The 22,775-nt window shown below is 75.4% G+C and carries 20 protein-coding genes and 1 pseudogene; 10 read left to right on the plus strand and 11 right to left on the minus strand.

What is annotated here, in order from left to right:
• Positions 1 to 75 precede the first annotated feature (75 nt).
• Together AB0F68_RS20385 and AB0F68_RS20390 are read left to right on the plus strand one after the other, a co-directional pair.
• Positions 76 to 1,044, plus strand: a complete 969-nt coding sequence (locus AB0F68_RS20385; protein WP_357340523.1) for an NADP-dependent oxidoreductase — start codon at positions 76 to 78, stop codon at positions 1,042 to 1,044.
• A 236-nt stretch (positions 1,045 to 1,280) separates the two neighbouring features.
• The gene (locus tag AB0F68_RS20390; protein ID WP_357340708.1) at positions 1,281 to 1,475 is read left to right on the plus strand and encodes a hypothetical protein; all 195 of its coding nucleotides are present in this window, start codon (positions 1,281 to 1,283) and stop codon (positions 1,473 to 1,475) included.
• Positions 1,476 to 1,528: 53 nt separating this feature from the next.
• Here the strand turns inward: AB0F68_RS20390 and AB0F68_RS20395 are convergent.
• The 5 genes and pseudogenes from AB0F68_RS20395 to AB0F68_RS20415 form a co-directional block, all read right to left on the minus strand.
• Positions 1,529 to 2,904: pseudogene (locus AB0F68_RS20395) on the minus strand (asparagine synthetase B).
• 4 nt (positions 2,905 to 2,908) lie between these two features.
• Positions 2,909 to 3,874 (minus strand): hypothetical protein, encoded by a 966-nt coding sequence (locus tag AB0F68_RS20400; protein ID WP_357340525.1) that lies wholly within the window; start codon positions 3,872 to 3,874, stop codon positions 2,909 to 2,911.
• Positions 3,875 to 3,982: 108 nt separating this feature from the next.
• Entirely contained in the window at positions 3,983 to 4,768 is a 786-nt protein-coding gene (locus AB0F68_RS20405) for an isocitrate lyase/phosphoenolpyruvate mutase family protein (RefSeq protein ID WP_357340527.1), read from the minus strand.
• A complete protein-coding gene (locus AB0F68_RS20410) occupies positions 4,765 to 5,778 on the minus strand; it encodes a cytochrome P450 (RefSeq protein ID WP_357340530.1) in 1,014 nt (337 codons plus the stop codon). The genes AB0F68_RS20405 and AB0F68_RS20410 overlap by 4 nt, the downstream gene beginning before the upstream one ends.
• Positions 5,779 to 5,910: 132 nt before the next feature.
• Positions 5,911 to 6,654: a helix-turn-helix domain-containing protein gene (locus AB0F68_RS20415; protein WP_357340532.1), complete on the minus strand. Its 744-nt coding sequence runs from the start codon at positions 6,652 to 6,654 to the stop codon at positions 5,911 to 5,913.
• A 128-nt stretch (positions 6,655 to 6,782) separates the two neighbouring features.
• Between AB0F68_RS20415 and AB0F68_RS20420 the strand changes: the two genes are divergently transcribed.
• A complete protein-coding gene (locus AB0F68_RS20420; protein ID WP_357340534.1) occupies positions 6,783 to 9,002 on the plus strand; it encodes a family 43 glycosylhydrolase in 2,220 nt (739 codons plus the stop codon).
• 54 nt (positions 9,003 to 9,056) lie between these two features.
• Here AB0F68_RS20420 and AB0F68_RS20425 read toward each other — a convergent pair whose 3' ends face one another.
• Positions 9,057 to 9,590 (minus strand): 2'-5' RNA ligase family protein, encoded by a 534-nt coding sequence (locus tag AB0F68_RS20425; protein ID WP_357340537.1) that lies wholly within the window; start codon positions 9,588 to 9,590, stop codon positions 9,057 to 9,059.
• Positions 9,591 to 9,647: 57 nt separating this feature from the next.
• Between AB0F68_RS20425 and AB0F68_RS20430 the strand changes: the two genes are divergently transcribed.
• Positions 9,648 to 10,076 (plus strand): nucleoside deaminase, encoded by a 429-nt coding sequence (locus tag AB0F68_RS20430; protein WP_357340539.1) that lies wholly within the window; start codon positions 9,648 to 9,650, stop codon positions 10,074 to 10,076.
• Positions 10,077 to 10,092: 16 nt separating this feature from the next.
• Here AB0F68_RS20430 and AB0F68_RS20435 read toward each other — a convergent pair whose 3' ends face one another.
• Both AB0F68_RS20435 and AB0F68_RS20440 read right to left on the minus strand, forming a co-directional pair.
• On the minus strand, positions 10,093 to 10,698 hold the full coding sequence (locus tag AB0F68_RS20435; RefSeq protein ID WP_357340541.1) for a response regulator transcription factor: 606 nt from the start codon (positions 10,696 to 10,698) through the stop codon (positions 10,093 to 10,095).
• The gene (locus tag AB0F68_RS20440; RefSeq protein WP_357340543.1) at positions 10,695 to 11,837 is read right to left on the minus strand and encodes a histidine kinase; all 1,143 of its coding nucleotides are present in this window, start codon (positions 11,835 to 11,837) and stop codon (positions 10,695 to 10,697) included. The genes AB0F68_RS20435 and AB0F68_RS20440 overlap by 4 nt, the downstream gene beginning before the upstream one ends.
• 133 nt (positions 11,838 to 11,970) lie before the next feature.
• Between AB0F68_RS20440 and AB0F68_RS20445 the strand changes: the two genes are divergently transcribed.
• Together AB0F68_RS20445 and AB0F68_RS20450 are read left to right on the plus strand one after the other, a co-directional pair.
• Entirely contained in the window at positions 11,971 to 12,798 is an 828-nt protein-coding gene (locus AB0F68_RS20445; protein WP_357340545.1) for a hypothetical protein, read from the plus strand.
• A 106-nt stretch (positions 12,799 to 12,904) separates the two neighbouring features.
• Entirely contained in the window at positions 12,905 to 14,653 is a 1,749-nt protein-coding gene (locus AB0F68_RS20450) for a DEAD/DEAH box helicase (protein WP_357340547.1), read from the plus strand.
• 107 nt (positions 14,654 to 14,760) lie between these two features.
• On the opposite strand, the gene lon is transcribed toward AB0F68_RS20450, so the two are convergent.
• Positions 14,761 to 17,097 carry an endopeptidase La gene (gene lon / locus AB0F68_RS20455; protein WP_357340550.1) on the minus strand — a complete coding sequence of 779 codons (2,337 nt, stop codon included), beginning with the start codon at positions 17,095 to 17,097 and terminating at the stop codon, positions 14,761 to 14,763.
• A gap of 245 nt (positions 17,098 to 17,342) precedes the next feature.
• Between lon and AB0F68_RS20460 the strand changes: the two genes are divergently transcribed.
• Both AB0F68_RS20460 and AB0F68_RS20465 read left to right on the plus strand, forming a co-directional pair.
• Positions 17,343 to 17,690, plus strand: a complete 348-nt coding sequence (locus AB0F68_RS20460) for an Lsr2 family protein (RefSeq protein ID WP_357340710.1) — start codon at positions 17,343 to 17,345, stop codon at positions 17,688 to 17,690.
• A 174-nt stretch (positions 17,691 to 17,864) separates the two neighbouring features.
• The gene (locus AB0F68_RS20465) at positions 17,865 to 18,722 is read left to right on the plus strand and encodes a hypothetical protein (RefSeq protein WP_357340552.1); all 858 of its coding nucleotides are present in this window, start codon (positions 17,865 to 17,867) and stop codon (positions 18,720 to 18,722) included.
• 83 nt (positions 18,723 to 18,805) lie between these two features.
• On the opposite strand, the gene AB0F68_RS20470 is transcribed toward AB0F68_RS20465, so the two are convergent.
• The gene (locus AB0F68_RS20470; RefSeq protein ID WP_357340554.1) at positions 18,806 to 20,122 is read right to left on the minus strand and encodes a hypothetical protein; all 1,317 of its coding nucleotides are present in this window, start codon (positions 20,120 to 20,122) and stop codon (positions 18,806 to 18,808) included.
• 267 nt (positions 20,123 to 20,389) lie between these two features.
• Positions 20,390 to 21,256 (minus strand): DUF2726 domain-containing protein, encoded by an 867-nt coding sequence (locus AB0F68_RS20475; RefSeq protein ID WP_357340556.1) that lies wholly within the window; start codon positions 21,254 to 21,256, stop codon positions 20,390 to 20,392.
• Positions 21,257 to 21,379: 123 nt separating this feature from the next.
• On the opposite strand from AB0F68_RS20475, the gene AB0F68_RS20480 reads away from it, so the two are divergent.
• Complete coding sequence (locus tag AB0F68_RS20480; protein WP_357340558.1) at positions 21,380 to 21,949, plus strand: GNAT family N-acetyltransferase; 570 nt, start codon at positions 21,380 to 21,382, stop codon at positions 21,947 to 21,949.
• Positions 21,950 to 21,994: 45 nt separating this feature from the next.
• Positions 21,995 to 22,711, plus strand: coding sequence for a helical backbone metal receptor (locus AB0F68_RS20485; protein WP_357340712.1), 717 nt, complete (start codon positions 21,995 to 21,997; stop codon positions 22,709 to 22,711).
• The last annotated feature ends 64 nt before the right edge of the window (positions 22,712 to 22,775 follow it).

The raw sequence follows: 22,775 nt of genomic DNA on the forward strand, positions 1-22,775 counted from the left end.
GACCGCCCGGTCCGCTTATTGCTAGCTTCGTTGCCGATAACCTGACCGTCCGGTCCGTTTTAACGGAGGAAACGCATGAAGGCAGTTGTCGTGACCGGCTACGGGCCCCCCGAGAAGTACACGGTGGCAGAGCTGCCGACGCCGCAACCTGGGCCGGGACAGATCCAGGTCCGGATCGCCGCCGCCTCGATCAATCCAGCGGACGTTCGGCTGCCCAGCGGCGATTTCCGCGATGTCGTGCCGCTGGAGTTTCCGCACGTGCCCGGCAACGACTTCGCCGGCACGGTCAGTAAGGTCGGCGCCGGCGTGACGGCCTACCAGGTGGGCGACGAGGTCTTCGGCCAGGCGGTGCCTCGGGCACTGCGCGCGATGGCCGGCGCGACCCGGCCGTCGCTGAGCACAGGCTCGCTGGCCGAGTACGCGGTCTTCGAGGCCGACACCCCGTTCCTGGCACATCGGCCGGCCGACATCGACATCGAGCAGGCGGCCGCCCTGCCCACCATCGGCCTGACCGCACGCGCACTGATGGCCACCGCCAAGGTGCAACCAGGCGAAACCGTCCTGGTCGTCGGCGCCACAGGCGGCGTCGGAACCGCAGTGATCCCGCTGCTCGTCGCCGCGCAGGCTCGGGTCATCGCCACCGCAACCGCCGCTGACGCGGACATCCTCCGAGCTCTCGGCGCTGACGAGACCATCGGATATGCGGAATCCGGGTACCCCTCCGACGTCGATGTCGCGTTCAACCTGACCGTACCCAGCGACCACCTCACCGGAATTGCAGGCGCCGTCCGCCCGGGCGGACGCCTCCTCACGATCACCTATCCGGTACCGCAACAGGAGTGGATCGGCCGCGACGACGTCAGCCTGCATTTCGTGCTGGACATGGACGGCACCCTCGGCGGGATGCGCGACGTCGCTGAACTGGCAGTCCGCGGCGGATTACCGGCCACGATCGGCGGCCGCTACACCCTCGACCAGGGCGCTCAAGCATGCGTCGACTTCGTTCGCCGGCACACGACCGGCAAGCTGGTCGTCACGATGTGAAGCCACTGCCATCGGCGCTTCCTGGCAGTCCCACCGTCCGACTACACACGCGCGACAGGACCCTCACGTGACAGCTGACATCCGCGAACTCCAGCAGGCATTCGACGAGGCTGAATTGCACGCCGACACTGACCGTTTGAACGCCCTGCTGGCGGAGGACTTCATGTCCATCGGCGAGCGGGGCTACCCTGCTGGACAAACGGCAGTGGATCGACCGACACGCCGACTTCGCCTACCTGTCCCTGACGACAACCGAACTCGGCGTGCGCCGATACGACCGCGCCGCGATCATGCGGTGCGTTCAGCGCGGCCGGGCGACCTGGCGTGGTGAAGTGATGACACTGACGGTCCGACTGAGCCAGACATGGGTCGAACTGCCCGACGGGTGGCGACTCGCCGGCATCCAGTTCAGTTCGCTCGACCCAGCCTGAGCGCCTATCCGCAAACCTGAGCCGACGCAGTGGTGCGGTGAGTTGAACCCTGCTCATCGTTTGTGTTGGTCGGCAAGAGGCATGGCCCTACTCGGCGTCACCTGACGCCTGGGCCGGGGCCCCTGGTGCGCGGGCGGACCAGCCCGCGGGGCCACCGGCACGGCGTTCCACTTCGCCGCGCCGACCAGGTCCCGGGCGTGCTCCAGCACGGTGGAGTCCGGGCGGGCCTGCCCGTCGGCGATGGCCCGGTCCAGGTCGTTGCCGCAGCGGGGTGAGCACGCTGTCGAAGTCGCGCCGGACGGGTTCGAGCAGCTGGTGGCCGAAGGAGCGGTGCAGCCGGGCGAAGAGCGGCTTGTAGAGCCGGGCCCGCTCGTGCAGCCCCGAGGAGTACGACATCGGGTTCTTCGGCCGCCGCCGGATGTAGCCGGGCAGCAGGTCGGCGAAGGCCCAGCTCGCGCAGTCGCCGGAAGATCGGCACCGAGACCACCGCGTTGATGATGTCGCCGTACTCGGTCAGCTCGGAGATCCGGATCGCCTCGCGCACGTCGGCCAGCCGGATGTCCCGCGGGCGCAGCTCGATGACCTCGTGCGGCACGCCCAGTTCGGCGGCGAGCCGCCGGGCGTACGCCACGTCGGGGCTGTCCGGCACGCCGACCGTGACCGCCACGCAGTCCGGGTGCAGTTGCGCGGCGTGCAGCAGGGCCAGCGAGCTGTCCAGACCGCCGGAGAGCACCACCCCGACGGTGAGGTCGGTGTCCAGCCGTGCCCGGATGCTGTCGGTGAGCGCGACCCGGACGAGCAGGGCGGCCTCGTCCGGGTCGTCGATCACCGGCAGCCCGTCGCCGATGGTGAGCAGGTCGACGTAGGGGCGCAGCCGGACCGGCCCGCCGGGCTCGGCCCAGCCGTGGTGCCCCGGCGGCACCTCGCTGATCGGCGCGTCGTGCCCGGCCAGCGCCTTCACCTCCGAGGCCAGGTGCAGGCAGCCCGGGGCGCGGGACCAGTAGAGAGGTTTGACCCCGAGCGGGTCCCGGGCCAGGTACGCCCGGCCGGTGGCCCGCTCCACCACCGCGAAGGCGTACTCGCCGCGCAGCCGGCGCACCGCCTCCTCGCCCCACTGCCGGAAGGCGGCGAGCACCACCTCGGTGTCGCCGGCGGTGCGGAAGTCGTGGCCGAGCCGCGTCAGCTCCGCGCGCAGCTCGTGGTGGTTGAAGACCTCGCCGTTGTAGCAGAGCAGGTGCCGCTCGTCGGGCGAGACCCAGGGCTGCACCGCCCGCTCGCGGTCCACCACCCGCAACCGTCGTACGCCGGCGAGCAGGCCGTCCTGCTGCCGGGTCTCGGTCACCTCGCCGCGCGGGGCGAGCACGGCCAGCATCCGCCGGAAGGTGGCCGGGTCAGCCTCGGGGCCGATGCTCAGCGCGATGCCGCACATCGGCTCAGACCCCCATCTCGGCCTCGTACGCCCGCCGGAACCGCGGGCGGGCGGCGGGAGCGAGGCAGAGGTGCCAGGCCTGGCCCTCGTCGACCACGTTGATCTCGCCGGCCTCCTGCCGGGCCAGCAGCAGGTCGGCGAGGAGGTCCCGGGCGCCGAACCGTCCGTACCAGGCCAGTTCCACGTCCGCCGCCCAGCCGAGGCAGTGCCCGCTGGGCACCATGGCGGCGTAACCGAGGCGGCGCAGCCGGTACTGGTGCTCGGCGCTGCGGGCCAGGCTGGTCACCCAGAGCGGCGGGGTGCCGGGCCCGGTGGCCGCGGCGAACTCCCGGCCCACGTCGTTGAGCAGCGCGATCACCTCACGCCGGGCCCGGCGGAACCGCAACCCGGCGGTACGCGGGGTGGCGTCCGGGCGCAGCCGCCGCTGGACGGCGCGCAGCCCGCGACCGAGGACGGTGGCGGCCTGCTGCTGGTAGCGGAAGGCGAGCAGCCCGCGCCGGCGCAGCCACTCCAGGTCGACCAGATCGGTGCTGGTGTCGACCTGACCGTCGGTGAGGAAGGTACCGCTGTCCCGCCACCACATCACGTCGATCCGGGAGAGCAGGTAGATCCGGACCAGCGCGGTGAGGTCGTGCGCGGAGCTGCGGGCGTTGGGCTGGTAGCGGGCCATCTCCAGCAGCAGCGTCTCCCGGGCGCCGACGAAGCCCTGCGGGGTGGCGTCGAGGACGGCGGCGATGGCCGGCTCGCGCAGCCGCTGGTCGAGCAGCACCTGGCGGGCGGTGGTCGACGGCGCGTCCGCCAGAGCGCCCACCTCGACCAGCAGCTCCGCCACCGCCGTCCGGTACGCGCCCAGGTCCGGCTGCGCGGGCCCGGTGCGGCGGCCGGCGGCCGGGGGCAGCCGACGGGCGGGAGCGGCGGACGCGACGGCGGACCCGGGCTGGTGGCCGGGGCTTCGGCTGGGCACTCGCATGGTCGGCCCCTCTCCGGGCAGGACACGGCGTGATCAAACCTGAACACACCGTAATCACCAGGATCGGTAGCTCCCCGAACAATCCTCCTATCTCCCTCCTAAGGTGCCTCATCCCGCCGAGAGGCCCTGCACCCAGGCGTAGTCCGGCGCCGCCGGCAGGCCGGGGTCGTGGCCGGCGCGCACCGCGTCGGCCAGGTGCAGCGCCGCGCCGAGGGCGGCGCGGAACAGCAGCGAGCCGGTGCTGACCCGGGCCACCCCGAGCCGGCCCAGCGCGGTCAGGTCGGGCCCGCCCGGCCGGTGCAGCACGTTGAGCGGCAGCCTCGCCTCGGCCACCAGCAACCCGACCGTGTCGTCCGGGGCCCCCGGGACGAACAGCCCGTCCGCGCCCGCCGCCCGGTAGGCCCCCGCCCGGTCCAGCGCCGCGGGCAGCGGATCGGGCACGGCCAGCCAGCAGGCATCCGTGCGGGCGTTGACGAACAGCCCCGGCACGGCCGCCCGCACCGCCGCGATCTTGGCGGCGGCCAGGTCCACCGGCGCGAGCGTCCCGTCCGGGCGGCCGTCCTCCAGGTTGACCCCGACCACGCCGAGCGCGGCCAGCTCGGCGACGTACCCGGCCACCGCCGCCGGGTCGTCGCTGAAGCCGTCCTCGATGTCGACGGTGAGCAGCACCGGCACGTCCCGCAGCCGGCGGGCCAGGTCGAGGGTGTCGCTCCGGGTCGCCCCGGTCCCGTCCGGCTTGCCGGCGGCCGCGGCCACCCCGAGGCTGGTGGTGCCGATGGCCGGGTGGCCCCGGGCGGCGAGCGCCGCGGCGGAGGCGTGGTCCCAGGCGTTGGGCAGCAGGAGGGGCTGGCCCGGCTGGTGCAGGGCTCGGAAGGTCGCGGCGCGGTCGGTCATCGGAACATCACCTCGAGGTTGGTCGGGACACGGAGGGTGGGGTGTGGGGCGTAGCGCGGGGGCGGCCCGGCGGGCCGGCAACGTTCCCGCAGCACCTCGATTACGCCGGCGGCGAGAGCGAGGGCGTGCCGCTCCCCCGGGCAGCCCCGCGGCCCGGCGCCGAAGGTCAGCACCGCGCCCGGACGGCCGGCGCGGAACCGGTCCGGGTCCGGGTGTGCGGCCGGGTCCCGGTTGGCCGCGTCGAAGCGGAGCAGCAGCGGGGCGTCCGGCCCGATCTCCCGGCCGCCGAGGCGTAGCGCGCCGGTAGCGACCCGGCGGGTGGCGCGCACCGGCGGGTCCAGGCGCAGCATCTCGGCCAGCAGGTCCGCGGTGCCGAGCGCGGCCGGCGCGGCCAGCCCGTGCCGGACCGCGGCGCCGATCAACCCGGCGGTGGCGTCGGCGGCCTGCACCAGGAGCCCGATCCGGTTCGCGGCGGCCTCGGCCGTAGCCGGTGGCGACATCGCCAGCAGCGCGGCCACCGCCCGGTCGGCGCGTGCCATTGCCACCGGGTCGGCGCCCGGGTGGTAGGCGGCGGCCACCGTGGTCACCGCCGGCACGGCCGCCGCCGGGTCCGCCAGGCCGAGCCGCGCCGCCAGCACCTCCAGGGGTACGCGCCGCGCCAGCCGGCCCATCACCTCCACGCGGCCCGCCGCCTCGACCCGGTCCAGCGTCGCCTCGGTCTGCCGGGCGGCCGCGTGGCGCAGTTCCTCCGGGTCGAGGTCGCCGAGCGCGGCCACCCCGAGCGCGCGCCGGCCCGGATGCCGGTCCGGGGCGCTGAACCGGCTGACCGTCCCGCGCAGCCAGGCCAGGGTGCCGGGCGGCCCGCCTGGCGCGACCGGCACCACGTACCGGGGGTCGGTCAGCACGGCGACGACGTCGGCGTGCCGGGTCACCACCCAGCCGCCGTCGACGGGCACCGGGGGCCCGCAGGCCGGCGTGTCAGGGGCGGGCGGGATCATGGGCCAACTCATCGCCCGACTGTATTGCCGTTTACCTTCGGCCCCGACCGAACTGTCGCGCGGTCGCCGGCTCTCGGACGCGGCGGCTTTCCGGCCGGAACGCGCCGCCAAGGTGGAGTCGATCAGCGCACCCCGGTGACGGGGTCAGGCGCGGGCGGGGCCGCTGTCGCGGGAGGGGGGCGGTGCGAGGGCCGCCGGGTCGACGGCGAGGGCGGCGGCCAGGGCGGGGCGGCCGGCCGGGGTGAGGCGGAGCGCCCGGCCGGTGCCTCGCGCGGTCCAGCCGAGGTCGAGGAAGCGCCGGCAGAGCGCGGCGCCGAGGGCGCCGGCCAGGTGCGGGCGGCGCTCGGTCCAGTCGAGGCAGTCGCGGACCAGTGGCCGCCGGGCGGCGCGCAGGGGCTCGACGGAGACGCCGAGGTCGGTCAGCCAGGCCACCCCGGCCGGGGTGAGCGCCAGGCCGCCGGCGCGGTCGAGCACGCCCCGGGCCAGCAGGGCGTCGTGCAGCAGCACGCCGAGCCGGCCGGCCAGGTGGTCGTAGCAGGTCCGGGCGTACGCGAGGGACGCCTGAGCCGACGCGGCGCGCAACGTGCGGGGCGGGGCCGCCGGGGCGGGCACCCGGCCGGCCAGGTCCTCGATGAGCTGGGCCACCGACGGGTCGGCGAGGCGGACGTACCGGTGGCGGCCCTGCCGCTCCTCGACCAGCAGCCCGCCGCGGACCAGCCGGGTGAGGTGGTCGCTCGCGGTGGACGGCGCCACGCCGGCGGACCGGGCGAGTTCGCCGGCCGTCCAGGCCCGCCCGTCGAGCAGGGCCAGGCAGAAGCCGGCCCGGGTCGGGTCGGCGAGCAGCGCGGCGAGGCCGGCCAGCGCGCGGCCGTCGGTGCGGGTGGTCATGCCGCCAATGCTGGCACGGGAACCGTTCGGCCCCCACCGACCGGTGCGGCGGCTCTTTACATCGTTGTCTCCAACGTTGTAGAACGGGGGGCACGCAGTGACCTCCGTCTACCTCCAAGGCAGGCCTGATGGGACACCTCCGCCGTGGCGGCGTGCTCGCCGCCGCACTCACGATGTTGCTGACCACGACCACGGCCACGGCGGCCGCGCCCGCCGCCGCCGCCGACCGCTACCGGAACCCGGTCTCGGCCGGCTTCGCCGACACCTTCGCCGACCCGGCCGTGGTCCGTGGGGACGACGGCCTCTGGTACGCCTTCGGCACCTCAGACCCGCTGCGCGAGGGCGAACGCCGGGCGCACCGGGTGCCGATCGCCCGCTCCGCCGACCTGGTCGACTGGACCTACGTGGGCGATGCCTTCGCCCCGGACCAGCGGCCGTCCTTCGCCGCTCCCGGTGCGGCGTTCTGGGCGCCCGACGTGCGCCGGGTCGCCGGCCGCTGGGTGATGTACGTGACCGTCACCGACACCACCGTCTCCGGCGACACCTTCGACACCGCGATCGGGGCGGCCACCGCACCCACCCCGACCGGACCGTGGACGTTCGCCGACGCGCCCGTGGTCGCCCCGCGTCCGGGCGGGGGCGGCGGCTACCTCTGGACCATCGACCCCAGCCAGTTCACCGATGTGGACGGCCGGTCCTACCTGTACTACGGCAGCTACTACGGCGGCATCTCGGTCACCGAGCTCTCCGCCGACGGGCTGCGCGCGGTCGGCGCGTCCACCATGGTCGCCGTCGACAACAAGTTCGAGGGCAGCTACGTGCTGCGCCACGACGGCTGGTACTGGCTGTTCGCCTCCACCGCGAACTGCTGCGCCGGGCCGGCCACCGGCTACTCCGTGCAGGTCGGCCGGGCGCGCGACCCGCGCGGGCCGTTCGTGGACCGGGACGGCCAGCGGCTGGACGTCTCCCGGGCCGGCGGCACGCCGGTGCTCACCCAGAACGGCAACCGCTGGATCGGCACCGGGCACCACGCGGTGGTCACCGACCTGTCCGGACAGGACTGGATCGCGTACCACGCGATCGACCGGGCCGACCCGTACCTGGACGAGCCGTTCGGGATCAACGAGCGGCCGATGCTGCTGGACCGCCTCGACTGGGTGGACGGCTGGCCGACCGTCAACGCCGGCGCCGGCCCCTCGGAGGGGCCCCGGCCCGCGCCGGTCACCACCGGCCGGATCGACGCCCGCTTCGACACCGCCGACCTGGACGGCTGGCGGGGCGGCGCGGGCCACTGGCGGGTGACCGGCGGCGTCCTGGTGGGCACCGGCACGCTGACCGCCCGGGCCGGGCTCGGCGGGGACGTGCGGGCCGAGGCCGACCTGCGACTGGCCGGGGCGGACGCGGCCGGGCTGCGGCTCGGCGCGGTGGAGGTGCGGGTCGGCGACGGCCGGCTGACCGCCCGGGACGCCGGCGGCGCGACGGCGAGCGTGCCGCTGCCCGCCGGGCTGGACCTCACCGACCGGCACAACCTGGCCGTGGAGGTACGCGGCCGGCAGCTCGTCGCCGAGCTGAGCCCGGCCCGCCTCGGCGACCAGCTCGCCGTGGTGACGCTGACGCTGACCCGGCCGGCGGCCGGCCCGCTCGCGCTGCGCGCCGGCGGCGGCCCGGCCGAGTTCGACAACGTCAGCCTGACCCGGCTGTACCGGCCGGTCCGGCACCCGGTCGCCCCGCCCCGGGTGGGCCCGGTGCTGCCCGGCTGGTCCGACGAGTTCACCGACGGGCTCGACCCGGCCTGGCGGTGGATCCGGCCCAACCCGGCCGCCACGGTGACCGGCGGCGCGCTGCGCTGGCCGGTCGAGTCGACCGACCTGGTCGGCACCGGCAACACCGCCGGGGTGCTGCTGCGCGACGCGCCGACGGGCGACTACGTCGCGGAGACGAAGGTGACCCTCGACCTGGGCGAGGACAGCGTCCGCAACTACCAGCAGGCGGGCCTGGTGGCGTACGTGGACGACGACCGGTTCGCCCGGCTGGCCCAGGTGGCCATCTGGAACACCCGCCAGGTCGAGTACGGCTACGAGCTGCCCTTCGCCGGCCAGCCGGTGTACGGCGGCAGCATCGTCGGCACCCCGGCCACCACCACCTGGCTGCGGCTGGCCCACCACGTCGACCCGGCCACCGGCGAACACGAGTTCCGCGCCGGGTCCAGCCGGGACGGCACGCACTGGACGTGGGGCGCGGTGTGGACCTTCCCGGCCGACACCACGCCCCGGATCGGCCTGGTCGCGCACGGCGGTGCCACCCCGGCGGTGACCGCGGAGTTCGACTACCTGCGGTTCCACCGCTGACCCGGGCGACCGGGGCCGCCCGGCTGCGGTTTACCGCCGGCCGTGCGGCCCCGGTCAGGCGCCGGGGCGCGGGCAGGCCGGGGTGAGCTCGCTGACCGTCCGGGTGTCGCTGTCGTAGCTGCGCGCCGCCACGAACTCCCCGCCCGGCCGGTCCGGCCCGGCCACCGCCCGCGCCCGGCGGCGGTCGGCGACGCCGAACCGCAGCGCCAGGCTCAGGTGCGGGACCCAGCGGCCGGGCAGGTGCCACGGGTGCGGCCCGGGCGCCCCGGCGAGCACGTCCCAGACCGCGCCGTGCAGGGCGACCAGCTGCGGAGCGGGGCGGACCAGCCAGACCAGCGGGGCGCTGCCATCGAGGACGGCCACCCGGTCCAGCCGGGCCGGCAGCGGCAGCGCCGCGTCGCAGAGGTCGGCGAGGCGCTGCTCGGCGCCGGGCGGGAACTCGTCGACCGACGCGAGGGTCAGGTGCGGGCGGTTGGTCGGGTGCGCGTTGCGGGCCAGGCTGGGCAGGCCGGCGGCGGCGAGCCGGTCCCAGGCCGCCCGTACCGCCTCCTCCAGTTCCGGCGAGCAGAGCAGTTCGACCGTACGCACGCCGTCAGGCTAGCCGCCGCCGGTGTGCGGCGGCGTCCCGTGGGGAATGCCGGCCGGATGAGCGCGCTGACCGAGACCGACGAACGCCACCTGCGCCGGGCCGTTGAGCTGGCCGCCGCCGCCCGGGACGCCGGGGACGGGCCGTTCGGCTCGCTGCTGGTCGACACCGACGGGCGGGTGCTGGCCGAGGAGGTCAACACCGAGCGGACCGACGGCGACGTCACCGCCCACCCGGAGCTGAAGCTGGCCCGCTGGGCGGCCCGGCAGCTGACCCCCGAGGCGGCCGCCGTGGCCACCCTGTACACGAGCTGCCAGCCGTGCGGCATGTGCGCCGCCGCCATCGAGCGCGCCGGCCTGGGCCGGGTGGTCTACGCGCTCAGCGCCGAGCAGCTCGCCCGGCTGCGCCCGGCGCCCCCGGCCACCCCGGTGGCGTACGCCGGCCCGGCCCTGTTCGACGAGGCCCGGGTGCCGGTCCAGCCGGCCTGAGCCGGTCGGCACGGGGTCAGAGCCAGCCCGCTTCCCGCGCCCGCCGGACCGCCTCGGCCCGGTCGGCCGCGCCGAGCTTCTGCACGCACGCGGCCAGGTGGTTGCGGACTGTCCCGGCCGCCAGGTGGGTCCGCCGGGCGATCACCGCGACCGGGGTGCCCAGCTCGGCCAGCCGCAGCGTCTCCAGCTCCCGCGGGGTGAGCGGGCACTCGGGCAGGGTCAGCGCCTCGGCCGCGAGGGCCGGGTCGACGTACCGCGCGCCGGCGTGCACCCGGCGGATCACGTCGGCCAGCGCGCCGCCGGGTGCCCCCTTGGCCAGGAACCCGCGCGCGCCCGCGGTCAGCGCCGGCCGGAGGTGGGCGGGCCGGCCGTGTCCGGTGAGGATCACCGTGGCGCAGCCGGGCAGCACGCGGGCCAGCTCGGCGGCGACCTGGATCCCGCCGGGCGCCGGCATCTCCAGGTCCAGCACGGCGACGTCGGGCCGGTGGGCCAGCGCGGCGGCCAGGGCGGCCCGGCCGTCAGCGGCGTGCGCCACCACCTCCAGGTCGGGCTCCAGGTCGAGCAGGGCCGCGAGGGCGAGCCGGATCAGCTCCTCGTCGTCGGCCAGCAGCACCCGGATCACGAGGCCACCGGCACGGTCGCCACCAGGTGGAACACCCCGTCCTCGGCGTACGCGCGGACGCTGCCGCCGGCCGGGGCGAGCCGGTCGGCCAAGCCGCGCAGGCCGCCACTGAGCCCGTCCGGGCCGGCGCCGCCGGCCCCGTCGTTGCGTACGGTCATCGTCACCCGGCCGTCCTCCCGCGTCAGCTCGATCCGGCACCAGCCGGCCCGGCTGTGCCGCAGCACGTTCGTCCCGGCCTCGCGCAGCACGGCGGCCAGGTCGGCGGCGACCGGCGGGGGCAGCTCGCCGGCCGGCGGCACCACGGTGCAGCGCACCCCGCTGGAGCGCAGCACCTCCCCCACCGCGGCCAACTGCTCGGCCAGGTCGACGGCGCGGTAGCCGTGCACGGCCTCGCGTACCCGGGTCAGGGCGGACCCGGCGAGCCGGCGCACCTCGGCCGCCTCCCGGCCGGCCCGGGCGGCGTCGACCGGCGCGAGCCGTTCGGCCAGCTCCGCCTTGAGCGCGATCACGGTGAGGTCGTGGCCGAGCAGGTCGTGCACGTCGCGGGCGAAGCGCAGCCGCTCCTCGGCGGCAGCGAGCCGGGCCCGGGCGTCCTGCCCCTGCCGGGCCTCGACGACCAGGTCCCAGAACCAGACCTGGAGCCAGGTGACCGCGGCGCTCCCGGCGCCGATGCCGCCGGTGACGAGCAGGGCGGTGCGCAGCGGCCCGCCGGTCGCCTGGGTCACCGCGGCCGACGCGCCGAGCACCGCGGCCGACGCGAGCAGGGCGGGCAGCGGCCGGAACAGCAGCGGGGACATGCCGACCAGGGACGCGCCCAGCCAGGCCCAGGTCGGCCAGGCGCCGGCGGCGACCGGGCCGACCAGCGGCAGGCTGAGCAGGGCGGCCAGCGCCAGCGCGGCGTGCCGGCGGCGCCGGCGGCGCCCGGCGAGCCAGGGGGTGACCGCCGCGTGCAGCACGGCCGCCTGGGCGGCGGCGAAGCCGGCCAGCCCGAGCAGGCCGAGCGCCAGGCGCAGCGGGTCCGGCTCCCGGGCCAGCCCGGCGCCGGGCAGCAGCAGGGTGGTCCAGACGTTCGTCGCCAGCGACACCAGGGTGAGCTGCCGGGCCCGCCGCAGCCGGCGGTCCGGCGCGTCGACGGTCATGTCCGCCGATCCTAGGGCCAGTGGTCGCCCGGTTCACCCCTGCGGAATGTCACGCCGTACCCGTGCGCGACGCACGGTTTTCCGGTGACGGACGCGCCTGGTACCGGATGCGGGGCGCCGGCAGGGTCAGGGCATGACCGAGACGACGGTACGCGTACCCCTGCGGAACGACGCACGACGGCTGGCCGGCCACCTGGCCGGGATGGTCGTGGCGATGGTGGTCGGGATGCTGCTGCTCGGCCCGCTGTGGCGGGCCGGGACGAACCTGCTGGGCGGGGCGGACGTGCTGGCCCGGGCGGATGTCGGCGCGCTGGTGATGGCGACGGACATGGGGCTGGGCATGGCCGCCTGGATGTGGCACCGCGGCCACGGGTGGGCCCCGACCGCCGAGATGGTGGCGGTCATGTACGTCCCGTTCCTGCTGCTGCTCCCGCCCTGGTGGGCCGGACTGGTCGGGGACGACACGCTGATGCTCGGCGGCCATCTGCTGATGCTGCCGGCGATGGCGCTGGTGGCGCCGCGGCACCGGCAGGCGCACCCGGCGCCAGCCCGCCGCCACCCGGTGGCCGCCGCCGTGGCGCGCCGGTGGCCGACCGGGTTGGCCCTGCTCATGACGGTGGACCTCTGGGTCGCGCCGACCGTGTTCTCCCCGTGGACGCTGCTGGTGCTGCCGGCCGGCTACCTGCTCATCGGCACCTGGCGGCGGCAGTGGGGCGACCGCCGGAACCTGGCCTGGCAGCTCGCCGGCCTGGCCGGCTGGGGCGGGCTGGCCGCGGGCGCCCTGCTCGCGCCGGGCGGTCTCGCCGGTGTGCTGGTCGGCCTCGGCTGGCTCGGGCACGCCGCCTGGGACGTGGCGCACCACCGCACGGCCCGGGTGGTGCCCCGCGGGTACGCCGAGTGGTGCGGGGTGGTGGACGCCGCCGTCGGGCTGACCACCCTGCTGGCCGTCCTGTCCGGGTGATCGGGCGCAGGCACGGGGCCCGGCCGGACCACCCGCGACGTGGCGGGGTCGACGGTTTGCGACGGTCGCCGCGACGGCCGGGTGGCGGTGATGAAAAGCTTGCCCCATGAGTTCCGCACCAACCCCGACCGATCCCGCCAACCCCGCCGAGGACGAGGCCGCCGCCTTCGCCGACCTCGGGCTGCGCTCCGAGCTGCTGAACGCGCTGGCCGTCCTCGGCTACGAGGAGCCGACCCCGATCCAGCGGGAGGCGATCCCGCCGCTGCTCGCCGGCCGGGATCTGCTGGGCCAGGCGGCGACCGGCACCGGCAAGACCGCCGCGTTCGCCCTGCCGCTGCTGCAGCGGATGCCCGACGACCGTTCCGGCGGGGACCCGGTGTCGCTGGTGCTGGTGCCGACCCGGGAGCTGGCGGTGCAGGTCTCCGAGGCGTTCCACCGCTACGGCAAGGACCTGGGCGCCCGAGTGCTGCCGATCTACGGCGGCCAGCCGATCGGCCGGCAGCTGCGCGCCCTCGACGCCGGCGTGGACGTGGTGGTGGCGACCCCGGGCCGGGCGCTGGACCACATCGCCCGCGGCACCCTGCGGCTGGGCGCGCTGGCCACGGTGGTGCTGGACGAGGCGGACGAGATGCTCGACATGGGCTTCGCCGAGGACATCGAGGCGATCCTGGAGCACGCCCCGGCCGGCCGGCAGACCGTGCTCTTCTCGGCCACCCTGCCGGCCCGGATCGACGGGCTGGCCCGCCAGCACCTGAACGACCCGGTGCGCATCCGGATCGAGCGCGAGCAGCCGGTGGCCGGCGCGGCACCGCGGGTGCGGCAGAGCGCGTACATCATCGCGCGGGCGCACAAGCCGGCGGCGCTGGGCCGGGTGCTGGACGTGGAGTCACCCACCGCGGCGATCGTCTTCTGCCGCAGCCGCGAGGAGGTGGACCGGCTCACCGAGACGATGAACGGCCGGGGCTACCGGGCCGAGGCGCTGCACGGCGGGATGAGCCAGGAGCAGCGCGACCGGGTGATGGGCCGGCTGCGATCGGGCACCGCCGACCTGCTGGTGGCCACCGACGTGGCGGCGCGCGGGCTGGACGTGGAGCAGCTCACCCACGTGGTCAACTACGACGTCCCGTCGGCGCCCGAGTCGTACGTGCACCGGATCGGCCGGGTGGGCCGGGCCGGCCGGGAGGGCGTGGCCATCACCCTGGCTGAGCCGCGCGAGCACCGGATGCTCAAGACCATCGAGCGGGTCACCGGCCAGCGGATCGCGGTCGACAAGCTCCCCACGGTGGCGGACCTGCGTACCCGGCGGCTGGAGCTGACCCAGGCGGCGTTGCGGGAGTCGCTGCTGGAGGACGACCTGGAGCCGTTCCGGGCGATCGTCGAGTCGCTGACCGACGAGTTCGACCTGGTGGAGGTCGCGCTGGCCGCGGTGCGGCTGGCCCACGAGGCCACCCTGCCCGGCACGGCCGACGAGGAGGAGGAGATCCCGCAGGTCGCGGTCCGCGCGCCCCGGGAGCCCCGACCGGGGTACGACGGCCGGGACCGGCGCGGCGCTGGCGCGCGTCCCCGCGCCGGGGGCACCACGCAGGTCTTCATCGGGCTGGGCCGGCGCGCCGGGGTACGCCCGCAGGACCTGGTCGGGGCGATCACCGGGGAGACCGGGGTCAGCGGCCGGGACATCGGCTCGATCGAGATCGCCGACCGGTTCTCCCTGGTGGAGGTGCCGTACGGGGTGGCCGACGAGGTGATCCAGGGCCTGCGCGGCAGCACCATCAAGGGCCGCAAGGCCACGGTGCGCCGGGACCGGGACCGGGAATCCGACGGCGGCGACCGTCGGCCGGGCCGGGACCGCCGCTGAGCCCCGACGCTCACCCCGAGCCGTCCTGCTGACCGGTCCGGGGGTGGCCGGACGCCCGGAAGCCCCCGCCGTCCGGGGACGGCGGGGGCTTCCGGATGCGGGACCGGTCAGGCCGCGGCGAGCGGCTGGCCGCCCAGGGTCTCCGCGTCGACGTCGGCCGGGCGCAGCGCCAGGGCGAGCACGTCGGCGACGTCGGCGAGGGTGTGGATGGTCAGCGCCTCGCGGACCTCGGTGGGCAGGTCGTCCAGGTCCGGCTCGTTGCGCTTCGGGATGATCACCTCGGTCAGCCCGGCCCGGTGGGCGGCGAGCAGCTTCTGCTTCACGCCCCCGATGGGTAGCACCCGGCCGGAGAGGGTCACCTCGCCGGTCATCCCGAACTCGGGGCGGACCGGCCGGCCGGTGACCAGCGAGGCCAGCGCCGTCACCATGGTGATGCCGGCACTCGGGCCGTCCTTGGGCACCGCGCCCGCCGGGAAGTGCACGTGGATCCGCCGCCCGGCGAGGGCGTTCGGGTCGATGCCGAGGCGTCGCCCGTTGGAGCGCAGGTACGACAGCGCGATGTGCGCCGACTCCTTCATGACGTCGCCGAGCTGACCGGTGAGGGTCAGCCCCGGCTCGCCCTCCATGCTGGTCGCCTCGATGAAGAGCACGTCCCCGCCGGCGCCGGTGACCGCCAGGCCGGTGGCCACGCCGGGCACCGCCGTCCGCTCGGCCGACTCCGGGGTGAACTTGGGCCGGCCCAGGTAGCGGGCGAGGTTGTCGGTGTCGACGCGGACCGGCGCCGGGTCGGACGCCAGCGCCACGGTGACCTTGCGCAGGATCTTCGCCAGGGCCCGTTCGAGCTGCCGGACGCCGGCCTCCCGGGTGTACTCCCCGGCGATCAGGGCCAGCGCCTCGTCGGCGACGGTGACCTCCTTGGCGGTCAGCCCGGCCCGCTCCCGCTGCCGGGGCAGCAGGTGGTCCCGGGCGATGGCCACCTTCTCGTCCTCGGTGTAGCCGTCCAGGGTGACCAGCTCCATCCGGTCCAGCAGCGGGCCGGGGATGCTCTCCACCACGTTGGCGGTGGCCAGGAACAGCACGTCGGACAGGTCGAGGTCGACCTCCAGGTAGTGGTCCCGGAAGGTGTGGTTCTGCGCCGGGTCGAGCACCTCCAGCAGGGCCGCGGCCGGGTCGCCGGAGTAGCCAGCGGCCAGCTTGTCGACCTCGTCGAGGAGCACCACCGGGTTCATCGAGCCGGCCTCGCGCAGCGCCCGGACGATCCGGCCGGGCAGCGCGCCGACGTAGGTGCGCCGGTGGCCGCGGATCTCGGCCTCGTCGCGGACGCCGCCGAGGGAGACCCGGACGAAGTTGCGGCCGAGCGCCCGCGCGACGGACTCGCCGAGGCTGGTCTTGCCGACGCCGGGCGGGCCGGCCAGGGCGAGCACGGCGCCGGAGCCGCGTCCGCCGACCACGCCGAGGTTGCGCTCGGCGCGCCGGTTGCGCACCGCCAGGTACTCCAGGATGCGGTCCTTCACGTCGGCCAGGCCGGCGTGGTCGGCGTCGAGCACCGCGCGCGCCGCGGCCAGGTCGGTGTTGTCCTCGGTACGCGTGCTCCACGGCATCTCGAGGACGGTGTCCAGCCAGGTCCGGATCCAGCCGGCCTCGGGCGAGGCGTCGCTGGCCCGCTCCAGCTTGCCGACCTCCCGCAGGGCCGCCTCGCGGACCTTCTCGGGCAGGTCGGCGGACTCGACGCGGGTGCGGTAGTCGGCGGAGCCGTCCGGCTCGTCCTCGCCGAGTTCCTTGCGGATCGCGGCAAGCTGCTGGCGGAGCAGGAACTCGCGCTGCGACTTCTCCAGCCCCTCGCGGACGTCGCTGTTGATCTGCTCGGTGACCTCCTGCTCGGCCAGGTACTCCTTCACCCAGCCGACCAGTAGCTCCAGCCGGGCGGTGACGTCCGGGGCGGTGAGCAGCTCGGTCTTCTGCGCCAGGGTCAGCCAGGGCGCGTAGCCGGCGGCGTCGGCCAGCTCGGAGAGGTCGGTCATCCGCTCCATGGCGTCGATGACCTGCCAGGCGCCGCGCTGCTGAAGGACCGAGGTCATCAGCGCGCGGTACTCGCGGGCGAGCTCCCGGGCCCGGCCGGCCGGGACGGGTTCGTCGAGGGTGGTCGCCTCGACCCAGAGGGCGGCGCCCGGTCCGGGCACGCCGGAGCCGATCCGGGCTCGGGCGAGGCCACGGATCACGGCGGCGGGCTCGCCGCTGGGCAGCCGGCCCACCTTCTCGATGGTGGCGACAACGCCGACCGAGCCGTACTCGCCGTCGAGGCGCGGCACGGCGAGCAGCTTCTTGTCGCCGGTGGCGCGGGCCGCGTCGACCGCGGCCTGGGTGGTCGGGTCGAGGGTCACCGGGATGACCATGCCGGGCAGCAGGACGGCGTCGGTCAGAGGAAGTACCGGAAGAGTTGCCATCGAACACCTGCTATCACGTTGGGTTGAGCGTGTAAGGCTCAAGTAACAAACCGTCTCCCTTGTTCCGCCCTGTGACCCACGCCACTCCTTCCACCCGGCCGGGCACGCCGCCGCGTGTGAGCGGCCATTTGCGCCGCGGCGATATGCCGACTCGCCGAATGGCGAAGGGCGGGTATTGTTGCGAAATTGCCACGAGATACGTCAAACTCATAGCCACACCCCGCCCGACACAGGGAGTAATGGCGATGGCAAGGAAAGTAATCACCGTTCTGACCGACGACCTCGACGGCGGAAAGGCCGATCGGACCGTCGAGTTCAGCCTGGACGGTGTGGCGTACACGATCGACGTCTCCGACGAAAACGCCGGCGTTCTCCGCAAGGCGCTGGACCCGTACATCAGCGCTGGCAGGCGGATCGGGCGCGGCCCGGTGGAGGCCGGGCGGGCGGCGCGGGGCGTGACCCGCCCGAGCACCTCGGGAATGGACCGCGAGCAGAACCGCGCCATCCGGGAATGGGCCGTCAAGAACGGCTACGAGATTTCCGAGCGGGGCCGCATCCCCGTCTCGGTGGTGGAGGCCTACAAGAACCGCTGAACCTCCCGGTTCACCGTCGGGCACCCCGGGGTCACGCTGAGAAATCGGCCTGGCCCCGGTCGGCTTTTCCCGGCGTTAACAATTTTCAGCCGGGCGGGGAATCCCGGCAGGGGACTTCACCCCCGCGTTCGGCCCCTGCGGAGGGCCCGCGACACCTGACCTGGGAGCGCATCGGTGCGCGTCAGCATGGCGACCAGCGCCGGCACGGCCGGCCGGCCGAACGAGGACTTCGCCGGCGCGGTTCCCGGCGCCGCGGTGCTGCTCGACGGCGCCGGCATCCCCGGAACGGAATCGCTCTGCTCCCACGGTGTCGCCTGGTACACGCACCGTCTCGGCGGTGCGCTGCTCGGCCGGCTGTCGCGGGGCGACGGGCGGGGTCTCGCGACGATCCTCGGCAACGCGATCGGCGAGATCGCCGCCGAGCACCGGGGCACCTGCGACATCACGAACCCCAGCAGCCCGCAGGCGACCGTGGCGATCGTCCGCGCCCACCGGGGCCGCCTGGAGCACCTCCTGCTCGCGGACTCCTTCCTCGTCCTCGACCAGGTCCGGGGCGGCCCGCAAGTCGTCACCGACGAGCGTGAGGTCGTCGCCAGGCGCGTCTGCTCCGCGCCCCTGGACGGCGTTCGCCGAGGAACGCCGGAGTACGACCGCATCCGGGCGTCCTGCGCCGAGGCGTTGCGCGCCCGCCGGAACCAGCCGGGCGGCTACTGGATCGCCAAGGACGATCCGCGCGCGGCGGAGGAGGCGATGACCGGCAGCCGGCCCCTGCACGACCTGGACGGCGTCGCGCTGCTCAGCAACGGCGCCAGTCGCATCGTCAGCCCGTACGCCCTGACCGACTGGGCCGGCGTCCTCGAACTGCTCGCCGCCGACGGGCCGGCCGAGGTCGTCCGCCGCGTGCGACGGGCCGAAGCCGACAGCCCGGCCGGCACCGCCGCGCCGGTACCGGACGACGCCACGGTCGTGCACTGCACCGACCTGGCCCGCTTCGAGGTCGACGACGAGACGGGGCCCGCCGGAGGCCGCTGAGGCCGGCCCCGACAGGGGAGGGCACGCACGGAACGGCCGGAGCAGCCCGGGGCGTACCCCCCGGGCGGCTCCGGCCGCGGTGCTCAGTTGACCCGGATCCGCACCACGTCGATGGCCGGGGTCTGGTTCGCCCGTTCCATCATCGGGATGCGGTGCGAGCCGTCACCGGCCCAGACCGCGCACTGCGCGAGGCCCGACTGGGGCAGGCCGGGGACCTGGATGGTGACCTGGTCGGCCTGGTTGCTGCCGCCGCCGTCCTCGGTCGCCACGAAGAACGCCGGAACGTCCTGCGGGTTCGACGGCGCCGCCTGGGTGGTTTGCAGCATCCGGCAGGCGGTGTGGAAGTGCCCGCGGACCAGGCCCTGGTCGTTGAGCAGCGAGCTCTCGACGTAGTAGCCACCCTGGCCGGCGGCGAGGAACCGGTCGCGGATCAGGTTCCGGGTGCTGACCCGGAGGGTGAACGGCCGGTTGCGCTGGACCCGGTTCGGGAACTGCGTGATGAGCAGCGAGGGGTTGTTGGCGGCGGAACCGACCTCACCGAACGCCGTGCTCACGCAGCGGTTTCCGTTCTGGAAACCGTCGTGCGCCTGGAGCTGGCTGTCGGTGCAGTCCTTGGCGAGCACGTTCAGGCCGTTGTTGCCGCCGTTGTTGCCGCCGTTGTTACCGCCGTTGTTACCGCCATTGTTACCGCCGGTCTGCCCGCCGTTGTCACCACCGGTCGGCGTGCCGCTCGGCGCGCCGGTCTGCCCACCGTTGTTCCCGCCGCCGTTGTCGCCGCCGTTCTGCGCGTTGTCGGCGAGGGCGCACTGGGCCAACTGGTCCAGGCCCTGCGGGCGCTCGGCCACCCGGCCGATGGCCGTGGCGATCCGGTTCAACGTCGCGGTCCGCTTCTCGGCGAGCGGCCGCAGGATCACGTTCTCGATGAAGTCGCCGCCGTTGCGGGCGCCGTCCGCCGCGAGCCGCCGGTTGGCCTCGGCGATCTGGCTGTCCAGCAGGGCGAGGTTGCGGTCCACCTCGGCGCGCGCCCGGTCGGGCACCTGCGGCAGCTTGCTCCGCACGTCCGGGCAGGCCACGGTCGGGGTCCCGGCGCCCGCGCCGCCCCCCTTGGTCTGCTGGCACTCGACGGACGACATCTGCCCGTCACCCCAGTGGTTGCGCACCCAGCGGCCGTTCTGCCAGGTCCGGGTGGTGCTCCCCCGGCCGTCCGGCGCGGTGGCCCCCGGGCTCGCGGCCACACAGGACGCCGAGGCGGTACGGACGGTGGTCCGCCGGTCCTGGGCGGACGAGATCTGGGTGACGGCGACGATTCCGCCGAAGACCGCGAGCGTGCCGACCACGGCCAGCAGACGCTTGCTCCGCGCGTTACCGGATGACCGGCGCGCCCGTGTGGACCTGCGCATCGAATTGCTCTCCTTCTCGATCCGGTAGTTGACTGGTGACCCCGGCGGACCGATGGAATTCGGGGTGAGGATCACTGCGACGTTCCGGTCGCACGTCGATGACCGACGATGCCCTTTCCGCACCGTCCCCGCGCCGTCCGGCGCGGCGGGGAAGCTCTGCGTCCATTCCCGCTTAGGTACGGAGCGAGGGCGGCGAAGGTTCAACCGGGCATCGGGAGAATTCGCGGAGAAACCCGCGGGGGCCGGCCGGGGGCCGGAGAGGGCCGGTCAGTCGGCGCAGAGATGGTCGAAGGCGAAGCCGCCGTCGAACTCGTCGCGCCGGGCGGCCAGCCGCCGGATCTGCCCGCGCAACTCGTCCCGGTCCATCAGGGACGGCGCGGCGGCATCGAGGGCGCGCAACCGCTCCCCGACCGCCACGACGGCCAGGTCCTCGGCGAGCTGGCCCGGGTCCACCCCGCAGGAGAAGCGCTGCGCGGCCAGATGCACCCGCTCGACCAGGCAGCGCCCGGGGCGCACCTCGACCCAGCTCCAGCCCTCGGCCGGGCCGTCCGTCCACCGCACGTGCAGCCCGCGGACGATCGGGTCGGCGAGCCGGCGCTCCACGTACGCCTCGACGGCGGCGGCCCGGGTCAGCGCCCCGAGGTCGTTGACCGGCCCGCGCCGCCCGTCCGGGAGCCGGCCGACGATGTCCCGGAACCCGACCGCGTCGCCGGTGTCCCGGTCGGTGCCGGCGGCGTAGCCGCGGGCGTCGATGACGTACTCGACGAAGCGGCGGGCGTGCTCGGCGCCACGCAACGTGGCCGACTCGATCCGCAGCAGCGGCAGGCCGACCGCCGCGCAGACGGCGCTGGTCATCCGCTCGGCCCGGCGGGCGGGCGACCCGGCGGGCGCGGGCGCGGCGAACTGCACGGCGAACAGCGGCAGGCCGGTGTCGCCGGCGCAGACCACCTGGTCGAAGCCCTCCCGACCGGCGGTGCTCCACTGGTGCCCGGTGACCCCCGGCGGCCGGCCCTGCACCAGCTCGCCGAGCCGCCGGGCCGGGTAGCCGACCTGGCCGGCGCGGTTGAGCTGCGGCGCGACCCCGGGCAGGATCGGACGCAGCCAGGAGGTGGCCACGCTGCCGGTGCTCGTCATCTCGCCAGATCCATCCGTCGCTGGTGTCGACGCCCGAGTCTAGGGCGTCGATCATGGTGGCCGCCTCGGCGGTGCGGCGGAATCCGGTTGCCCGGACCGCCCGGGCCCGCTGGAATCGGCCGCGTGCAGATCTTTCTGACCACCGGACGGCTGGTGCTGCGCGAGTTCACCCCGGACGACGCCCCGCTCCTGACCGAGCTGGACAGCGACCCGGCCGTGATGCGCTACCTGGCCGGCGGGCGGCCCACTCCGGCCGCCGAAATCCGGGACCGGGTGCTGCCCACCATGCTGGCCGCCTACCGCCGGCCGCCCGGGCTGGGCTGGTGGGCGGCGGAGCGGCGGACCGACGGCGCCTTCCTGGGCTGGTTCGAGTTCCGGCCGCTACGCGACGGCGACCCCCGGGAGGTCGAGCTGGGCTACCGGCTGCGCCGGGCCGCGTGGGGCGCCGGGTACGCCACCGAGGGCGCTCGGGCGCTGGTCGACCACGGCTTCACGGCGCTCGGCGTCGAGCGGGTGGTGGCCACCACCATGGCGGTCAACGCCGGGTCCCGCCGGGTGATGGAGAAGGCCGGGCTGGCATACCTGCGGACGTTCCACCAGGACTGGCCCGAGGCGATCCCCGGCTCGGAACACGGCGAGGTGGAGTACGCGCTGACCCGCGCGGAGTGGGCCGCACGCCGCGCGGCATGCTGACGGGCGTCGATGCGCGACGATGGCGCGGACGAGGGAGGGAACGTCGTGCGGGTGGTGTCGCTGGTGCCGTCGTTGACCGAGGCGGTGGCGCTGACCCGCTCCGAGGTGCTGGTGGGCGCCACGGACTGGTGCTCCCACCCGGCCGGGCTGGACGTCGCCCGGGTGGGCGGGAGCAAGTATCCGGACCTGGACCGGGTACGTGCGCTCCGGCCCGACCTGGTGCTGCTCAACGAGGAGGAGAACCGCCTCGCCGACGCGGAGGCCCTGCGGGCGGCCGGCGTGCCCGTGCGGGTCACCTTCCCCCGTACCGTGCCGGAGGCGTTGACCCAGCTCGGCGAGCTGGTCGCCGCGCTCGGCGTGCCCGGCGAGCCGGGCTGGCTGCGGGCCGCCCGCCGGGCCTGGGCCGCGCTGCCCGAGCCGGCGACACCGCGCGCGGCGGTGGTGCCGGTGTGGCGGCGCCCCTGGGTGGTGCTCGGCCGGGACACCTTCGCCGGTGACGTGCTGCGCCGGCTCGGCGTCGCCAACCGGTACGCCGACCACCCGGAGCGCTATCCCCGGCCGAGCCTCGACGAGCTGCGCGCCCGCGAGCCCGAGCTGGTGGTGCTGCCGGACGAGCCGTACCGGTTCACCGCCGACGACGGGCCGGAGGCGTTCCCCGGCGTGCCGGCCGCGCTGGTCTCCGGCCGGCACCTCACCTGGTACGGGCCCTCGCTCGCGGAGGCTCCCGCGCTGCTCGCCGCCCAGCTCGCCGCAGCGGCCTGAGCCCCGTCGTTCGCGCGGCGGGCCGACCGGACCGGGCCGGAAGGGGACCAAGGTCCCGGTCGGG

The organism is Micromonospora sp. NPDC023966, from assembly GCF_040639095.1.
In the GTDB taxonomy this organism is placed as follows: Bacteria; Actinomycetota; Actinomycetes; order Mycobacteriales; family Micromonosporaceae; genus Micromonospora.